The following is an 18,093-nucleotide window of genomic DNA, read 5'->3' as shown; positions in this document are numbered from 1 at the left end:
GCTTGCTCCCGCTCGGCTGCGAAGCAGTCGCATGGCTTTTGGGGCCGCTTCGCGACCCAGCGGGAGCAAGCTCCCTCGCCACAAAAACGCGCTCCCACAGGGGTTCGTTGTCGACAAAATGTTAGGGCAGTTCACCGCGTCACACTGGCGCGGCTTCCTGGATCTCGAACGATTCATCGGACCGATACTGCCCCGGCGTCATGCCAAACCAGCGGCTACAAGCTTTGTTGAAGCTGCTGTGGTCATGAAAGCCAAGGAGATAGGCGACATGCTTCATGTTGAAGTGAGAATGGCGCAGGTAGAAATCAGCGAGTTGCCGGCGCACCGCGCTCAGCACGTCCTTGAACTGTGTCCCTTCCTTTTCCAGCGCTCGTTGCAGCGTTCGCTTGCTGATGTTCAAGGCCGCCGCAATCGATTCCATGTCGCATTGCCCCTGGCCCTGACTCAGGCGCTCGGTAATCAGCGCGCGAATTCGCCCGACAATGCAAAAACCAAACAGCAGGTCCAGTTGCGCCTCGGCAAAACTGTCATGCAGCACCGCCAGCGTTTCGTTGGCCATGCTCAACGGTCGCATCAATTCCTGCCCGTCAAACAAAATGCTGTCGTAAGGCGCGTTGAACTGCAGATTGCAGCCAAACAGCCGTCGATGCTCGGTGGTGTCTTCGGGTTCTGGATAGGTGAATTCGACGCTCAAGGGTTGCGGTGCGTTGCCGCCCGCCAGCTTGCGGCAGAACCCCAACAACGACGCCAGCCCGGCATCGGTGTATTGGCGCGGTTTGACCGAACCCTGCTGCTGATGATCGAGCCCGGACAACCGGTAATGTTGCTGTTCGGCGGTAAAGAACAGGCTGAACCCGGTGCCAATCAGCGGACTGAAACGGACCAGGCGTTCGAGGGCGTTTTTCAGGTTCAGGCTGGACATCATGGTGTAGCCGATGATCTGAAAGCTGCCGGGGTGGAAACTGCCATAGGCCCTCAAGCCAATGTCCTGATCGCCCGAGGCTTCGGCGGCCAGCTCCCAGAGTCGATAGATGGCCTTTCGCTCGCAAAACGCACCTGGTTGGTCCGCGAGGTCAATGTCTAGTCCAGCCTCCCGACACAGACTGGCAACATCCAGTCCTTGGGCCGAGAGCGTATTGACCAGCACGCTGGCATAGCCTGAACTCATTTTATACATGGCGTCCTCAATGACCTGTGGAACCGGACATCCTGTCCGGAGCCGTGACTGATCTGAAATAAATCAAATATTAACGAGTGGTTCCGTTGCCAATATTGATCCCAGTATAGGTAATCCTCATTTTTCGCCACTGTTCCCGGCCATTCGTCGCCCGGATGCAACTAAACCAGCCATGGCGCCTTTGGACACCAGCCCGTCACCTCCAAACACTTCCGCATCCCCCGCCAATACCGAACAATCGCCCATCTTGCAGCGCAAAACAAAAAAGAGGAACGGAGCTTATGAAGTCGCTTGGTCGTATTGCGTTGGTCACAGGTGGTATGGGTGGGATTGGTACGGCGATCAGCCAGCGCCTGTACAAGGAAGGGTTCAAAGTCATCGTCGGTTGCAGCTCGGATTCCGCCCGCAAAAACGACTGGATTGCCGGCCAATTGGCAGCCGGTTATCAGTTCGAATGCATCTACGGCGACATCACCGATTGGGAGTCGACGCGCAAGGCCTTCGAGATGGCGCGGGAACAATTCGGCCCGATCGATGTGTTGGTCAATAACGCCGGCATCACCCGGGATGCCTCCTTCCGCAAGTTGACGCCCGAGGACTGGAATGCCGTGATCGGCACCAACTTGAGCGGCATGTTCAACACCACCAAGCAGGTGATTGAAGGAATGTTGGCCAAAGGCTGGGGACGGGTCATCAATATCTCCTCGATCAACGGCCAACGAGGCCAGTTCGGCCAGACCAACTACAGCGCGGCCAAGGCCGGCATCCATGGCTTCACCATGGCCCTGGCGCGGGAAGTGTCCGGCAAGGGCGTGACCGTCAACACCGTCTCCCCGGGTTACATCCAGACCAGCATGACCGCGGCCATCCGCCCGGACATCCTCGACACCATGATCGCCGCCACCCCCGTCGGGCGCCTCGGCCAACCCGAAGAAATCGCCTCGATCGTCGCCTGGCTGGCCTCCGATGAATCGGGCTACAGCACCGGCGCTGATTTCTCGGTGAACGGCGGCATGAACATGCAGTAGACCGATCAGGGCAAGGACGCCCTGCTCCCGCTCGACAACATCTTAATGAGGTCACGCATGAACGAAGTCGTAATCGTTGCCGCTACACGTACCGCCATCGGCAGTTTTCAAGGGGCCTTGTCCGCGATTCCAGCCACTGAACTGGGCGCAGCGGTGATCCGCCGTCTGCTGGAAGAAACCGGCCTGGACGGCACGCAGATTGATGAAGTGATTCTGGGCCAGGTGCTCACCGCAGGCTCGGGGCAAAACCCGGCACGTCAGACGGCAATCAAGGCCGGCCTGCCCTTCACCACCCCTGCCCTGACGCTGAACAAGGTCTGCGGCTCGGGCCTCAAGGCTGTGCAACTGGCGGTTCAGGCGATCCGCTGCGGCGACGCCGAGCTGGTGATTGCCGGCGGTCAGGAAAACATGAGCCTGGCGCCTTATGTGCTGCCCAAGGTACGCACCGGTTTGCGTCTGGGTCATGCGCAGTTGCAAGACAGCGTGATTCAGGACGGTTTGTGGGATGCCTTCAACGACTACCACATGGGAATCACCGCTGAGAATCTGGCCACGCAGTACAGCGTCAGCCGCGAAGATCAGGACGCCTTCGCCGCCGCCTCGCAACAGAAAGCAGCCGCCGCCATCGAAGCGGGCTACTTCAAGGGGCAAATCACCCCGATCCTGATCCCTCAGCGCAAGGGCGATACGCTGGTGTTCGACACGGATGAACAACCGCGCCCGGGCGGCACGCTGCAAGCGTTGAGCAACCTTAAACCGGCGTTCAAGAAAGACGGCAGCGTGACCGCCGGCAATTCGTCGACTCTCAACGATGGCGCCGCCGTGTTGCTGCTGGCCAGCGCCGCCAAGGCCCAGGCCCTCGGCTTGCCGGTGCTGGCGCGCATCAAGGCTTACGCCAGTGCGGGCGTCGACCCGTCGATCATGGGCATCGGCCCGGTCCCGGCCACCCGTCTGGTGCTGGAAAAAGCCGGCTGGAGCCTGGACGACCTCGACCTGATCGAAGCCAACGAAGCGTTTGCCGCGCAATCACTGGCGGTTGGCAAGGAACTGGGTTGGGACACCGCCAAGGTCAACGTCAACGGTGGCGCGATTGCGTTGGGGCATCCGATCGGCGCGTCGGGCGCGCGAATTCTGGTCTCGCTGGTGCACGAGCTCATTCGCCGTGACGGCAAAAAAGGCCTGGCCACGTTGTGCATCGGTGGCGGCCAAGGTGTCAGCCTGGTCATCGAACGATAACAAGAATCACAGGACTGCTTGCTTGACTGCTGACGCGGTGCCGAATGGCGGCACCGCGGTTTTTTTCTGCCCGGTTTACCGATGTGGGCAAGGAGTTCCATGGACAATAACGCGCACACCTTCAACACCTTCTGGTCAGGCCAGGTCCCGTTCATTGCCTCCTTTGCAGTGCAACAATTACGCTTGTGGGTGAGCACCAATCCTTGGTTCACCGGCCAGGAATACGAGAAGTGGTTTGACCTGCCACGCACCACACTGGAAAGCCTGCAAGCCGAGTATCAAACCCAATGGGGTGATCTGGGCCAGCGGCTGCTGACCGGCCAGCCGTTTTCCTTTGAAGATCGACGTTTTTCCAGTGGCAACTGGAGCACACCGCTGTTCGGCTCCCTCGCGGCGTTCTACCTGCTCAATGCCGGTTTTCTGCTGAAGCTGCTCGATAAACTGCCGATCAAAGACAAGAAACCCCGCCAGCGTCTGCTGTATCTGGTGGAGCAAGCGATTGCCGCCGGGGCGCCCAGCAACTTTCTGGCGAGCAACCCCGATGCCTTGCAACGCGTCGTCGACACTCAGGGCGGCAGCCTGTTCACCGGCCTGTTGCACCTGGCCAGCGACCTGCAAGAAGGCAAGATGCGTCAGTGCGACAGCGGCGCTTTCAAGGTCGGCGTGGACCTGGCCAACACCCCCGGCGAAGTGGTGTTCGAGAACGAACTGTTCCAGTTGATTCAGTACTACCCGCAAAGCGAAACCCAGTACCGGCGCCCGGTGTTCATCGTCCCGCCGTCGATCAACAAGTACTACATCCTCGACCTGCGCCCGGACAACTCGATGGTTCGCCATCTGCTGCAACAAGGCCACCCGGTGTTCCTGATGTCGTGGCGCAACTTCGATCAGGCGCACGCCGGCACCACCTGGGATGACCTGATCGACACCGGCATCATCAAAGGCCTGCAAGTGACCCGCGAGATCAGCGGCGAACAACGCCCCAATTGCGTGGGTTTCTGCATCGGCGGCACGCTGTTGAGTTCGGCGCTGGCGGTACTGGCGGCGCGCGGCGACAAGGACATTGGCAGCGTGAGCCTGTTGACCACCTTCCTCGATTACCTCGACACCGGCCCCATCGACATCTTCGTCGACGAACAACTGGTGGCCTACCGCGAGCGCACCATCGGTGGTCAGGAGGGCCCCATCGGCCTGTTCAAGGGCGAGGACATGGGCAACACCTTCTCGCTGCTGCGCCCGAATGATTTGTGGTGGAACTACAACGTCGACAAATACCTCAAGGGCCAGAAACCCATCCCCCTCGACTTGCTGTTCTGGAACAACGACAGCACCAACCTTCCGGGGCCGATGTACTGCTGGTATCTGCGTCACACCTACCTGCAGAACGACCTGAAATCAGGTGAGCTGGACTGCTGCGGGGTCAAGCTCAACCTGCGCGCCATCGATGCACCGGCGTACATCCTCGCCACCCACGACGATCACATCGTGCCGTGGCGCAGCGCTTACGCCAGCACCCAATTGCTCTCCGGGACCAAGCGCTTTGTGCTGGGTGCCTCAGGGCACATCGCCGGGGTGATCAACCCACCGGCCAAGGAAAAACGCCATTACTGGACCAACAATCGAGTGTCGAAGGATCCCGACACCTGGTTCATGAATGCCCAGGAACAGGCCGGCAGCTGGTGGAATGACTGGTTTGTCTGGCTGGCAGACCAGGCCGGCGAGCGTCAGCCGTCGGTGTCGCACATCGGCAACGCGCACTACCCGGCGCTGGAATCGGCACCCGGGCGTTATGTGATGCAATGACCGAAGGCCCCGCGCACTGACCGATATTGCGCGGGGCCGTTCTTCAGGCGTCCTCGCAAATAACCAAACACAGCACATCGCTTCAATATTCCCGCCTGAATCTGCGCAACCATGGCCTCCTCACTCACCCGTAAGGACCTCGCCATGGCCATCGCCAAAGCTGCTCCCGGCAAAACCCTGCTGACCCCGACCGACCACACCCTGATCATGATTGATCACCAATCGCAGATGTCCTTCGCGACCAAGTCGATCGACGTCGTCACCCTGCGCAACAACGCAGCCCTCGTGGCCAAGGCCGCGCGCGGCTTCAAAGTCTCGACCATCCTGACCACTGTCGCCGAGAAGAGCTTTTCCGGGCCGATCTTCGACGAAATCAAGTCGGTGTTTCCTGAACACAACGTCATCGACCGCACCAGCATGAACACCTGGGAAGACGAGCGCATCGCCGTCGAAGTCAACAAATTCGGCAAACAGAAAATCGTCCTCGCCGGCCTGTGGACCTCGGTGTGCATCGTCGGCCCGGCGCTGTCGGCCATCGACCAGGGTTTTGAGGTCTACGTGATTGCCGACGCCTGTGGCGACGTCAGCACCGAAGCCCATGAAATGGCTATGCAGCGCATGATCCAGATCGGCGCCCGTCCAATGACCTCGCTGCAATACCTGCTCGAACTGCAACGCGACTGGGCACGTACCGAAACCTATGAAGAAACCGTGAAAACCTCGATTGCCAACGGTGGTTCCTACGGTCTTGGCCTGATCTACGCCAAAACAATGTTCGGTGCCTCGGAAGGCCATTAAGCGGTCCTCCTCTGAAAAGCGAGCGACTGCGGACCCTCCGCAGTCGCTGCTGCGTGGTGATTGATGATGAAGTTTGGCAAGCAAGACCTGCGTACCCGGTTGCCCTTTTGGTTGTCGGTGCTGTTCGCCGGAACAGCCTGGGCGGATGAACCCGCACAAGGGTTTCTGGATGGCGCGGCGCTTGACGTGCTCAGCCGCACCTTCTACCTCAACAGCGACTACCGGTCCCCTTCGCCGACAGGTAAAAGCTATAAAGCCGAGTGGGCTCAAGGCTTTATCAGCACTTTTGAATCTGGATTCACACCCGGCACGCTCGGCTTAGGCCTCGACGCCCACGCCTTTCTGGGATTGAAGCTGGATGGCGGCAAAGGTCATTCCGGGACCGGATTGCTGCCCGTGAATGATGACGGCCGTAGCGAAGACAACTATTCCAGTGGCGGCGGCGCACTGAAAATCAGAGCCTCGCGAACCACCTTGGCGTTCGGTGAAATGATGGTGGAAACCCCGGTGTTCGACACCGCGGACAAACGCTTGCAACCGGAATACGCCACAGGCTTTCTATTGAACAGCCGCGAAATCGATGACGTGAATCTGCTGGCCGGGCATTTCACCGCGTTCAAAAACCAGGACAGTTCTTCGAGCAAAGGCAATTTCTACGGCTACGGCGCCAACACCGAAGCCGGAGGCATTACGTTTCTGGGCACTGACTTATTCACCCAACGCCCCGTCGGCGGCGCGCTCTATGCCTCAGAACTCAGCGACACCTGGCATCAGTACTACGCCAACCTGCACCTGAAGCAGCCCGGGGTGTTCCTCGACGCCAATCTCTACCACACGCAAGACACCGGCAAAGCGCTGGCCGGCGCCATCGACAACACCGCGTTCAGCCTGTCGGGCAAGTACACCGTCGATGCCCACGCCTTCACCCTGGCCTATCAAAAAATCAATGGCGATACGCCGTTCGATTTTGTCGGCGGCGACTCGATCTACCTCGCCAACTCGATCAAGTACGCCGATTTCAACGGCGCCCACGAACGCTCATGGCAGGCACGCTACGACCTCGATTTGAGCACCTTCGGCATACCTGGCCTGAATTTCATGACCCGTTACGTCATGGGCAGCCGGATCGACGGCACCCGTGCGCCCAAGGGCGGCGCCTACAACCCTTTCGATGAGTCCATCGGCGAATACGTGCCACAACAAGGCGATGGCGGCCGGCATTGGGAGCGCGACATCGACCTGCGCTACATCGTGCAGTCCGGCGCGGCCAAAGGGTTATCGCTGCAACTGTCCCATGTCTCGCATCGGGCCAATGCGGCGCAGGCCGGCGATGATATTGACCGGGTGTACGTGGTCGTTCAGTACCCGCTGAATTTCGGGCATCTATGAAGGGAAATGGCGGAAGGCAGCCGGAGTCGAACCTGCCCGGGAACGGATGCCGTCCCCAACCGGGTTTGAAGCCCGGCCGCGCCACCGGGCGCGATTGCCTTCCTTGAAGTCAGTTTCCTGATGGCTGGGCCAGGGCATTGTCGAGCCGCAGATGGCGCTTGTCGCCAAAGCGTCGGGTCAGGCCCAGCCGGTCGAAGTATTCGAGGATCTGGATGCTGCGCTTGCGCCCCAGGCCCACGGCATCGCGAAATGCCGTGACCTGAATCACCGGGTTCTGCGCGGCCAGTTGCACAAGCATAGCCGCCAATCGGCGAATGACTGCTTCGGTGTAGAACAGGTCGCGGACGACCTGATGCACCAGCCCCAGCCTCGCCATTTTTCGCAGCAGCAGGCGCACCGTCACTTCGTCATGGCCAAGGTCGCGCACCCATGGGGCATTGAATCCGGCCTGTTCGAACAACGGTTGCAGCTGTTGCCACAACGCTTCGTCCTCTTCGCTCAAGCGCACCTGATGCTCGGGCAAATGCAGCCACGGCCCGCTGGCCAGCATGGCGCCACTGGTGAGTAATTCGTCGACCAGGCTGATGAAAGTCGGCCGATCCAAAGATGTCCCGGCGAAGCGCCGCAAGCGATCCCGGTCGGGGCCCATCTGGTCCGGTTCGAGCTGGTGGAAACGAGCCAGATGCCCCAGCAATGGCGCTTTCAGCGCTTCCCAACGGTCAGCGCTGAACAGCAAGGGTCCTTGGCGGGTATCGATCAAACGGATATTGGCGGGCAGGGCCCAGGTGTCACGCGGCCGGTTGAACTGACGCTCCAGGCGTCGCGGGTCGAGCCCGGTTTCACTGTTCAGCAATAACGCAGGCAGCACGTCTTCCAGCTCATGGCGGGTGGCGAGTGCCTGCAGCTGCGCCAATCGCTCGGGGCTGCGACGGTGTCGGGTCGGGGCGAACGGGTCGAGCACCCGGCCACCGCCGAGGGTTCGTTGAGCGCTCTGGTCACGCAGAATCAACGGATCGCCCTTCACCACCTGCGCCGGCGCATTCAGCAGGATTTGCGCGAACATCCGTTCACCCGGCGCAACGCTGGCACCTTCCAACAGCGCCACTCGCCCCGTGACATCCTGCGTCCCCAAGTGAACATGCACCGTTTGAAAGTGCTCGAACGCCTTGGCTTCGCTGGCCAGTAACCGCATGTCGATGTCCAGGCGCTGGGTCGGTGCGTAGAGCCACTCGGACACCAGCCAGTGGCCACGGTGAATCTGCTCCAGTGCCAAGCGCTCGGCACTCAGGTTCAGCGCCACTCGCTGACCCGCAACCCCAATCTCTGCGGCCTGGTTTTGCGCATGCAAGCCACGCACGCGCACGGACTTGCCCAACGGACCGAGCATCAGCGTATCGCCCACGGCAACCTGCCCGGACAGCGCCGTGCCGGTCACCACGATACCGGCCCCGGCCACGCTGAACGCACGATCAATCGCCAGACGAAAACCGCCACGGGTGCTGCGTTGCAGCACATCACGCTGCGCATCCAGCAAGGCCAGACGCAACGTCTCGACGCCCTCCCCGGTCACGCTCGACAGGGCAATCTGCGGCGCGCCGGCATACGGCCCGGGCGCCAGCAAACTTTCGATTTGTTCGCGCACGGCCTGCACGCGGGCCGGATCGACCCGGTCGCATTTGCTGATCGCCACCAGCGCCCGAGGGATGCCCAGCAGTTCGACGATTGCCAGATGTTCGCGGGTCTGGGGCATGACGCCGTCATCCGCCGCCACTACCAGCAATACCAGATCGATGCCCTGGGCTCCGGCCAGCATGTTGTGAGTGAAGCGCTCATGACCCGGTACGTCGATAAAACCGGTCAATGCAGCGCTCGGTTCCAATGCGGCGTAGAGATAACCGAGGTCGATGGTCATGCCGCGCTCGCGCTCTTCCCGGCGACGGTCGCCGGCCTGGCCAGTCAATGCCTGGAGTAACGCCGTCTTGCCGTGGTCGATGTGCCCGGCGGTGCCGACAATCACCCTGGAACCTGCAATTGATCGAGTTGCGCCCGCCACGCGGCTTCGTCGTCCAGTTGGCGCAGGTCCAGCCACAGCGCGTCGTCGTCAATCCGGCCAAGCACCGGAATGGCCAGCTGACGGAACGCGGCCTCCAGCCCCAGTAAATGCCGGCCGCGCAGGCGTTTACTCACCAACGGGCGCAGGCACAACGCCGCGCTCGGCAGGCGAGCCACCGGTTGGCTGCCGCTGCCGATCATGCCCAGCGCCGCCACTGCGCTGACGCTCCAGCCATCGCCCAGAGCCTGCGCCAATGACGGTTGCAGGCGTTCGGCTTGCGCAAGAATGTCGGCCTGCGCTCGGGTCAGCAGGCGCAGGCTCGGCAGTCGTTCGGCCAGTTGATCGGGATTGCGGTACAGACTCAACACCGCTTCGAGGGCTGCCAGGGTCAGTTTGTCGACCCGCAACGCACGTTTGAGCGGGTTCTTCTTGATCTTCGCGATCAAGTCTTTGCGGCCGACGATCAACCCGGCCTGTGGACCGCCGAGTAACTTGTCGCCGCTGAAGGTGACGATGTCCGCGCCATCGATCAACGCCTGGCGCACCGTGGGTTCGGCGGGCAAGCCCCAACGGGTCAGGTCCAGCAGACTGCCGCTGCCAAGGTCTTCGAGCAGTGGCAGCCCGTGCTTGTGCGCCAATTCAGCCAACTCGGCCGTCGGCACCCGGGCGGTGAAGCCTTCAATGGCGTAATTGCTCGCATGCACCCGCATCAGCAGACCACTGCGCGGGCCAATCGCCGCCTCGTAATCCCGGGCGTGGGTGCGATTGGTGGTGCCGACTTCGTGCAGTTTGACGCCGGCCCTGGCCATGATGTCGGGAATGCGGAAGGCGCCGCCGATTTCGATCAGCTCGCCTCGTGAAATGATCCCTTCCTTGCGCGCGCCCAGGCTGTTGAGCGTCAGCAGCACGGCAGCGGCGTTATTGTTGACCACGGTCACGGCTTCGGCACCGGTCAGTTCACGGATCAGGCCTTCGATCAGGTCGTCACGGTCGCCGCGCTTGCCGCTTTGCAGGTCGAATTCGAGATTGAGCGGATAGCGAGCGGCCCTTTGCACCGCATCGATGGCTTCGTCTGGCAATAACGCGCGGCCAAGGTTGGTGTGCAGCACCGTGCCGGTCAGGTTGAACACCCGGCGTACCTGGCTGCGATGCTGGAGATCCAGGCGCTCGCCCGCTCTGCCAGCCAAGACTTCGGGGGTGATTTCAACGGCGTCGAGTTGGCTTGACAGAACCGGTTCGCGCAGGTCATCCAGCAACTGCCGCAGGCTGGCCAGCAGCGCGTCACGCCCATAGCGCTCGGTCAATGGCAGGCACGCCGGATGGCGCAGCAAACTGTCGATGGAAGGCAGCCGCAAGGCTGGGCTGGCGGATCTGGCAGGCATCAGGCGCTCCCGCAAACGTTAACTGTCGCGCCTGAGTGTAGCCGTTGTGCTTAATCGCCTCCCGGTGCGAGCAGAAGATTCGGTGCCGGGCGCACGTAACCCTCCTGTTCCAGACGCATGTCCAGCATCAGGCTGGTCAGGTCGGTCGAGAGCGCTTCGGCCTCGGCGTCGTTTTCCAGGTACAGCAGTTTCAGGTAGCTGTGGCAGCCGGGGCAGGTTTCGGCGCGCAGCGGCGCCTGATTGGCGGCATGGCGGTCGTCATCGAGGCTGACGTATTCCAGGCCTTTGCTTTGTTCGCAGTACACGCATTTGACCCGCACCACGTGCCATTCGCAGGCACACAACGAGCACACCAGATAACGCAAACCGTTGTGTTTGCCGCGATGGCGAATGACCCCGGCCATGGCCGGCGAACCACAGGCCGGGCATTGGTTGAGGCTGTCGCCGGGTTTGAGCGCAAGCTTCGGCGTGTGCAGCAGCCAATGACTGAACGCGGCCTGCAACGCTGCGCCAAGAAAGGGCACCAGCGCCGCCGGCAGCAGCGAATACTGGCCGCTGACCAGTGCGATCGCCCAGGCTTTGCGTTGCCCGCTGTTGGCATTGCGCAAGGACGCGATGGCTTTCTCGACGGCGGAGTCTGGTGGTGGCGAATACCGCTGCAACAAGGCGTCGAGATACGCGAGCCAGGTGTCTTCGCGCACCAGGCTGTCGGCGGCGAACGGTGGCAGACCGTGTTGCTGGCACATTCGCAGACGCTCGGGATCGAGTGGCGCCGAGTCAGGTGGATTGTCCAACAGGTCCTGCTGAACGCGGCACAGGTCCGCCACCAGCCGCAAGTAATCGGCCAGTGGGTGCCCGTCTGCCAGTTTTTCCAGGCGCAGCGCCCGCAACGCGAACAGGTTGTTCGGTGGCAGGTGCAGGAACGGCGGAGAACCCGCCGCCGCTTCGATCTCTCCAGGCTCAAGAATGGTTGCCAAAGGGCTTATCCTTTTTTGCTGATCGGCCGCTCAGGGTGCTCGTCCCGGGTCACTTCCCGATACCAGAGCTCATGGTGCTTCTTCGCCCAGGCGCGGCTGACCCCGCCATGCACCATGGCGCTGACCGAGCCTTTGATCCAGATCCCTGCGTAAATGTGGATGATGATGCTCAACACCAGCACAAAACCCGCCAACGCGTGAAGCAGCATCGCCCAGCGAATCGAGGTGATGCCGAAGTATTCGCTGAAATATGCACGCCAGATCACCAACCCGCTGAACAGCAACACCAGCATGCACAGCAACAAGATCCAGAACAGCAGCTTCTGCCCCGGGTTGTACTTGCCGATCGGCGGCACACCCTCCTCTTCATTGCGGATCACCCGCCCGACGCGCCGGAGCCACAACCGGTCATTGCTGATAAAGAAATTCGCCCGAAAGAACTGGATCACCAGGCCGAGGAACAGCACAAACATCGCCACCCCCAGGAACGGGTGCAGGATGCGTGTCCACGGCCCGCCGCCGAACAGGTGGCTTAGCCAGAACAACGCCGGGTGAAAGAGCGCCAGGCCTGACAGCGCGGCCGTGAAAAACAGGATCGCCACCAGCCAGTGATTGGTGCGCTGGTTTGGGGTGTAGCGCAGGATCTGTCTGCGGATCATGGTCTGTCCTCCCCACGCGGATCAAAGGTATGCACCGACGGATCGACTTCATGCACGGCCGGGTCGTTGAGCGGCGGCAATTCATCTTCTTCAACCACTTGCGGCCCGACGCGCACGTAATGGAAGAACCCGGCCAGCACCGCCAGGCCCATGGCCAGCAAGCCCAAGGGTTTGCTCACGCCTTTCCACAATTCCACCAGCGGGCTGATCGTCGGGCTGCCCGGCAAACCGGCGTACAGCGTCGGCGTGTCGGCGTGATGCAGCACGTACATGACGTGCGTACCGCCCACGCCTTCGGGGTCGTACAGGCCGGCGTGATCGAAGCCGCGGCTTTTCAGGTCGACGATGCGTTCGGCGGCGTGTTCTTTCATGTCTTCCTTGCTGCCGAACACGATGGCGCCGGTCGGGCAGGTTTTCACGCAGGCCGGTTCCAGCCCCACTTCCACCCGGTCTGAACACAAGGTGCATTTATAGGCCTTGTGATCCTTTTGCGAGATCCGCGGAATGTTGAACGGGCACCCGGTGATGCAATAGCCGCAACCGATGCAATGGTCCTGATCGAAATCGACGATGCCGTTGGCGTGCTTGATGATCGCCCCCGGGCTCGGGCACGCCGCCAGGCAACCCGGCTCGGCGCAGTGCATGCAGCCATCCTTGCGGATCAGCCACTCCAGGTTGCCGGCATCGGTTTCATGCTCGGTGAAGCGCATCAGGGTCCAGGTTTCTGCGCTGAGGTCTTGCGGGTTGTCGTAGGTGCCGAGGTTGTGGCCGACGTCGTCGCGCAACTCGTTCCATTCCGAACAGGCGACCTGGCAGGCCTTGCAACCGATGCACTTGGTGGTGTCGATCAGCTTGGCCACTTCCTCCTGGTTGCGCACCGAGGACGGCACGGTGGTGGTGGCCGAACGGGCGATGATGTCTTGGCTGGCCATTTAGACTTTCTCCACGTTGACCAGGAATGACTTGGATTCCGGGGTCTGTGTGTTGCCATCGCCGAGGAACGGCACCAGGGTGTTGGTCAGGTAACCGTGGCGCGTGAGGCCGGTAAAGCCCCAGTGCAGCGGGATACCGATCTGATGCACCACCTGATTGTTGACCTGCAGCGGACGAATCCGCTTGGTCACCACCGCCACCGCTTCGATGTGCCCGCGCTTGGAACTGACCCGGACCCGGTCGCCGGCGACAATGCCTTTCTCCTTGGCCAGCACTTCACCAATCTCGACGAATTGCTCGGGTTGGGAAATCGCGTTGAGCTTGCAATGCTTGCTCCAGAAGTGGAAATGCTCGGTCAGCCGGTAGCTGGTCGCCGCATACGGATAGTCTTTGGCCACGCCGAGGGAATCCCACACCGAATCGAAGATCCGTGCCGCCGGGTTGCTGGTGGCTTTCTTGTTTTGCGGGTGCAGCGGGTTGATGCCGATCGGCGTCTCGAACGGCTCGTAATGCTCGGGAAATGGGCCTTCGTTCATCTTGTCGACGGCGAAGAACCGCGCGATGCCTTCGGGGTTCATGATGAACGGATTCATCCCTGCTTCCGGCGGCGAGTCGGCCTTGAAGTCCGGCACATCGGTGCCGCCCCAGGCTTTACCGTTCCACCACACCAGGCGCTTTTTCTCGTCCCATGGCTTGCCTTGCGGGTCGGCCGAAGCGCGGTTGTAGAGAATCCGTCGGTTGGCCGGCCAGGACCAGGCCCAGCCCTGATGTTGGTGCATGCCGTAGGGGTCGCTGTTGTCGCGCCGGGCCATCTGATTGCCCGCCTCGGTCCAGCTGCCGCAGAAAATCCAGCAGCCGCACGCCGTGCTGCCGTCGTCCTTGAGCTGGCCAAACCCGGCCAGTTGCGCATTCGCCTTGATCGTCGCGCCCGTGGCGTCGGTGTAGTCGGTGACGGCCGTGCCGTTGATTTCTCGCGCCAGTTCTTCCGGCGAGGGTTCGTCGGCGATCTTGTACGGCCACGACAGTTTGAGGATCGGGTCGGGATAAGCCCCGCCCTTGGCTTGATAGCGCTGGCGCAGCCGCAGGAACAGTTCGCTCATGATCTGAACGTCGGTGCGCGCCTCGCCCGGGCCATCGGCGCCTTTCCAGTGCCATTGCAGCCAGCGGCTGCTGTTGACCAGCGAGCCGTCCTCCTCGGCGAAACAGGTGGTGGGCAGGCGAATGACTTCGGTCTGGATGCCGGCGGTTTCCACATCGTTGTACGGCCCGACATTGCGCCAGAACTCCGAGGTTTCAGTGGACAGCGGGTCCATCACCACCAGCCATTTGAGCTTGGCCAGGGCCGCCATGACGCGATTCTTGTCAGGCAGCGCCGCGATGGGGTTGAACCCCTGGCACATATAGCCGTTGACCTTGCCCTGGCCCATCAGGTCGAACACTTTGAGGATGTCGTAGTTGGGAATGTCCAGTTTCGGCAAATAGTCGTAAGCCCAGTTGTTCTCCAGCGTGGCGTTGTCGCGGTACCAGGCCTTCATCAGGCTGACGTGGAATTTGCTGTAGTTCTGCCAGTAGGACAGCTGCCCCGGACGCAACGGCATTTGCGTGCGCTTGGTGATGTAGGCGGTGTAATCCTGCTCGGCGTCGTTCGGCAGGGTCAGGTAGCCCGGCAGTGCGTTGGACAGTAAGCCGAGGTCGGTCAAGCCCTGGATGTTGGAGTGCCCGCGCAAGGCATTGACGCCCCCGCCCGGCATGCCGACGTTGCCTAACAGCAGTTGCACCATCGCCGCGCTGCGGATGATTTGCGAACCGATCGAGTGCTGGGTCCAGCCCAGCGCGTAGAGAATCGTCATGGTCTTGCCCGGTTGCGAGCAGGTGGCGATTTCTTCCCAGATCCTCTGCATGGCATCAACCGGCATACCGCAAATCTGGCTCGCCAGTTCGATGTTGTAGCGGCTGTAATGCTGCTTCATCAGCTGATACACGCAGTGCGGGTCTTGCAGGCTCGGGTCGGTTTTGACGAAACCGTCCGGGCCCAATTCGTACCCCCAGCCGGATTTGTCGGTATACACACGTTTGGCCGCGTCGTAACCGCTGAATATGCCGTCCTCGAAGCCGTACCCCGCTTTGACGATAAACGACACGTCGGTGTAGTTGCGCACGTATTCGTGCTGGATTTTGTTCTCGTTCAGCAGGTAATTGATCAACCCGCCCATGAAGGCGATGTCGGTGCCGGTGCGAATGGGCGCGTAATAGTCGGCCACCGAGGCGGTCCGGGTAAAACGCGGATCGACCACGATCAAGCGCGCCTTGTTGTGCGCCTTGGCTTCGGTCACCCATTTGAAACCGCACGGGTGCGCTTCTGCTGCGTTGCCGCCCATCACCAGGATCAGATTCGCGTTGGCGATATCGGTCCAGTGATTGGTCATGGCACCACGGCCGTACGTCGGGGCAAGACTTGCCACCGTCGGGCCGTGTCAGACACGCGCCTGGTTATCGAACCCCAGCATGCCGAGACTGCGAATGACCTTGTGGGTGATATAACCCGCTTCGTTGGACGCCGCCGAGGCTGCGAGAAAACCGGTAGTCAGCCAGCGGTTCACCGTTTGGCCTTTGTCGTTCTTCTCGATGAAGTTGGCGTCGCGGTCGGCCTTCATCAGGTCGGCAACGCGATCCAGTGCCTCATCCCAGGAGATGCGCGTCCACTCGGTGCTGCCGGGTTTGCGCACCTGCGGATATTGCAGGCGCCCGGGGCTGTGAATGAAGTCCAGCAGGCCGGCGCCTTTGGGGCACAGGGTGCCGCGGTTGACCGGGTGGTCTGCGTCGCCTTCGATGTGGATGATGCTTTGCGAGACGTTTTTGGCGTTATCGCCCTGGCTGTACATGATCAACCCGCAGCCGACCGAGCAGTACGGGCAGGTGTTGCGGGTTTCATGGGTGTGGGCGAGTTTGAAATGGCGTACCTGCTCGGCAAAGGCAGGCGTAGGCAGCATGCCCAGCGCGCCGAGGCTCGAGCCCGCAAGGCCGATACCGGCGACCTTGAAGAACTGACGACGGTTGAGGTCCATCGTGCACTCCTGATCAGGTGGAGACCCGGTACTTTTGCCGGGTTTTTCTGGACGATCACGGTGCCGGCAGCGTGGCTACCGACACTTTGAACTCTAGACAATGGGAGAACTGACTGCCTGAAAACCGACCATCGGACAGTGCCCAAATGCCAGCCATCACGCATAACCCTGTGGGAGCGAGCCTACTCGCGATAGCGGTGGGTCAGTTTGCATAGATGTTGAATGAGCTGACGCCATCGCGAGCAGGCTCGCTCCCACAGGGGTTTGTGTTGTTTGGGCGATTACCGTCTCGCTCCCACAGGGGCTTGGCGTTTATCATGGCGCCACGTTCAACCCCGCTTTTTATGAGACTGAGCATGACCTTCGATTTTGATCAGGTGTTCGACCGCCACAACACCGGCAGTACCAAGTGGAGCCGCTACCCGGCCGACGTGTTGCCGATGTGGGTCGCCGACATGGACTTCGCCGCGCCGCCGGTCATCCTTGAAGCCCTGCGTAAACGCCTGGAACACCCGATGGTCGGCTACAGCGTGCCTCAGGACGATTTGCGCGCTGCCATCGTCGCCGACCTCTGGAACAAATACGCCTGGCGCGTCTTGCCGGAGGAACTGATCTTCCTGCCGGGTGTGGAGTCGGGTTTCAACATGGCCCTGAAGGCGCTGATCGAGCCGCAACAAAACGTCGTGGTCCAGGTGCCGAACTACCCGCCGCTGCGTCATGCGCCAGGTCATTGGGGCTTGAACAAGGTTGAACTGGAATTCGACGCGTTGGCTGACGGCACGTATGACACGCCGCTCGCGGCCTTGAGCGAAGCACTGACCGGTGGCGGCGCGCTGTTGCTGAGCAACCCGCACAATCCGCTGGGCAAGGTTTTCCCGCGGGAAGAACTGCAAGCGCTGGCGGACATTTGCCTGGAACACAACGCGTGGATCATCTCCGACGAAATCCACGCCGAGTTGTGCTTCGACGGGCGCGTGCACATTCCCACGGCATCGCTCAGCCCGCAGATCGCCCAGCGCACCATCACCCTGATGTCGGCGAGCAAGGCTTACAACATTGCCGGTCTTAAAACCTCCTTCATGATCATCCAGGATTCGGCGGTGCGTGCGCGGGTCAATCATGCCCGTTGTGGCATGGTCGACAGCGTCAACCCGCTGGGAATGGAAGCCACTCGCGTTGCCTACAGCGAAGGCGGCCCGTGGCTGGCCGGGTTGACGGCGTACCTGCAAGGCAATCGGGACTACCTGGTGGAAGCGGTTCGCACGCGCTTGCCGGGCGTGACGATGAACATCCCGCAGGGGACGTATCTGGCATGGCTCGATTGCTCTGCCCTGGGGCTGGACAATCCGCAGCAGTTCTTCCTCGACCAGGCCAAGGTCGGCCTCAGCCCCGGCCTGGATTTCGGTGACAACAACCGCCAGTTCGTGCGCCTGAACTTCGGCTGCCCACGGGCATTGCTCGAAGAAGGCTTGGCACGCATGGCGCGTAGTTTGCTCAACCTCAAGGCCTGACAACACGACAAATCCCCTTGTAGGAGCGAAGCTTGCTCGCGAAGGCGGTGTGCCAGTTGACACATGTATGACTGACACACCG

At 61.3% G+C, this 18,093-nt stretch carries 13 protein-coding genes and 1 tRNA gene; 6 read left to right on the top strand and 8 right to left on the bottom strand.

What is annotated here, in order from left to right; translation table 11 throughout:
* Positions 1-139: 139 nt before the first annotated feature.
* Entirely contained in the window at positions 140-1,177 is a 1,038-nt protein-coding gene (locus tag QMX98_RS22370; protein ID WP_010460330.1) for an AraC family transcriptional regulator, read from the bottom strand.
* 281 nt (positions 1,178-1,458) lie between these two features.
* Between QMX98_RS22370 and phbB the strand changes: the two genes are divergently transcribed.
* The 5 genes from phbB (at position 1,459) to QMX98_RS22345 (ending at position 7,431) form a co-directional block, all read left to right on the top strand.
* The gene (gene phbB / locus QMX98_RS22365; RefSeq protein WP_010460332.1) at positions 1,459-2,205 is read left to right on the top strand and encodes an acetoacetyl-CoA reductase; all 747 of its coding nucleotides are present in this window, start codon (positions 1,459-1,461) and stop codon (positions 2,203-2,205) included.
* A 57-nt stretch (positions 2,206-2,262) separates the two neighbouring features.
* Positions 2,263-3,441 (top strand): acetyl-CoA C-acetyltransferase, encoded by a 1,179-nt coding sequence (locus QMX98_RS22360; RefSeq protein ID WP_077748477.1) that lies wholly within the window; start codon positions 2,263-2,265, stop codon positions 3,439-3,441.
* A gap of 99 nt (positions 3,442-3,540) precedes the next feature.
* Positions 3,541-5,244 (top strand): class I poly(R)-hydroxyalkanoic acid synthase, encoded by a 1,704-nt coding sequence (gene phaC, locus QMX98_RS22355; protein WP_221105956.1) that lies wholly within the window; start codon positions 3,541-3,543, stop codon positions 5,242-5,244.
* Positions 5,245-5,388: 144 nt separating this feature from the next.
* Positions 5,389-6,042: a hydrolase gene (locus QMX98_RS22350; RefSeq protein ID WP_282411399.1), complete on the top strand. Its 654-nt coding sequence runs from the start codon at positions 5,389-5,391 to the stop codon at positions 6,040-6,042.
* Positions 6,043-6,108: 66 nt separating this feature from the next.
* Positions 6,109-7,431, top strand: coding sequence for an OprD family porin (locus tag QMX98_RS22345; protein ID WP_282411398.1), 1,323 nt, complete (start codon positions 6,109-6,111; stop codon positions 7,429-7,431).
* Positions 7,432-7,438: 7 nt separating this feature from the next.
* Here QMX98_RS22345 and QMX98_RS22340 read toward each other — a convergent pair.
* The 7 genes from QMX98_RS22340 to fdnG form a co-directional block, all read right to left on the bottom strand.
* Positions 7,439-7,534, bottom strand: a tRNA-Sec gene (locus QMX98_RS22340).
* Between the two features lie 6 nt (positions 7,535-7,540).
* Positions 7,541-9,448, bottom strand: coding sequence for a selenocysteine-specific translation elongation factor (gene selB / locus QMX98_RS22335; protein ID WP_282411397.1), 1,908 nt, complete (start codon positions 9,446-9,448; stop codon positions 7,541-7,543).
* Positions 9,445-10,866 carry an L-seryl-tRNA(Sec) selenium transferase gene (gene selA, locus QMX98_RS22330; protein WP_282411396.1) on the bottom strand — a complete coding sequence of 474 codons (1,422 nt, stop codon included), beginning with the start codon at positions 10,864-10,866 and terminating at the stop codon, positions 9,445-9,447. Before selA ends, selB begins: the two co-directional genes overlap by 4 nt.
* A 50-nt stretch (positions 10,867-10,916) precedes the next feature.
* Complete coding sequence (gene fdhE, locus QMX98_RS22325; protein WP_077748482.1) at positions 10,917-11,843, bottom strand: formate dehydrogenase accessory protein FdhE; 927 nt, start codon at positions 11,841-11,843, stop codon at positions 10,917-10,919.
* 5 nt (positions 11,844-11,848) lie between these two features.
* Positions 11,849-12,502, bottom strand: coding sequence for a formate dehydrogenase subunit gamma (locus tag QMX98_RS22320; RefSeq protein ID WP_282411395.1), 654 nt, complete (start codon positions 12,500-12,502; stop codon positions 11,849-11,851).
* A complete protein-coding gene (fdxH, locus tag QMX98_RS22315; protein WP_102593668.1) occupies positions 12,499-13,434 on the bottom strand; it encodes a formate dehydrogenase subunit beta in 936 nt (311 codons plus the stop codon). Before fdxH ends, QMX98_RS22320 begins: the two co-directional genes overlap by 4 nt.
* On the bottom strand, positions 13,435-16,500 hold the full coding sequence (gene fdnG, locus QMX98_RS22310; RefSeq protein ID WP_282411394.1) for a formate dehydrogenase-N subunit alpha: 3,066 nt from the start codon (positions 16,498-16,500) through the stop codon (positions 13,435-13,437).
* A 356-nt stretch (positions 16,501-16,856) separates the two neighbouring features.
* Between fdnG and QMX98_RS22305 the strand changes: the two genes are divergently transcribed.
* Complete coding sequence (locus QMX98_RS22305; RefSeq protein WP_010460356.1) at positions 16,857-18,011, top strand: PatB family C-S lyase; 1,155 nt, start codon at positions 16,857-16,859, stop codon at positions 18,009-18,011.
* The last annotated feature ends 82 nt before the right edge of the window (positions 18,012-18,093 follow it).

The sequence above is a fragment of the Pseudomonas sp. PS02303 genome, from assembly GCF_029959925.1.
Lineage (GTDB): Bacteria > Pseudomonadota > Gammaproteobacteria > Pseudomonadales > Pseudomonadaceae > Aquipseudomonas > Aquipseudomonas mandelii.
Note: the sequence above shows the minus strand (reverse complement) of the source record. Positions and strands in the feature narration are given on the sequence as shown.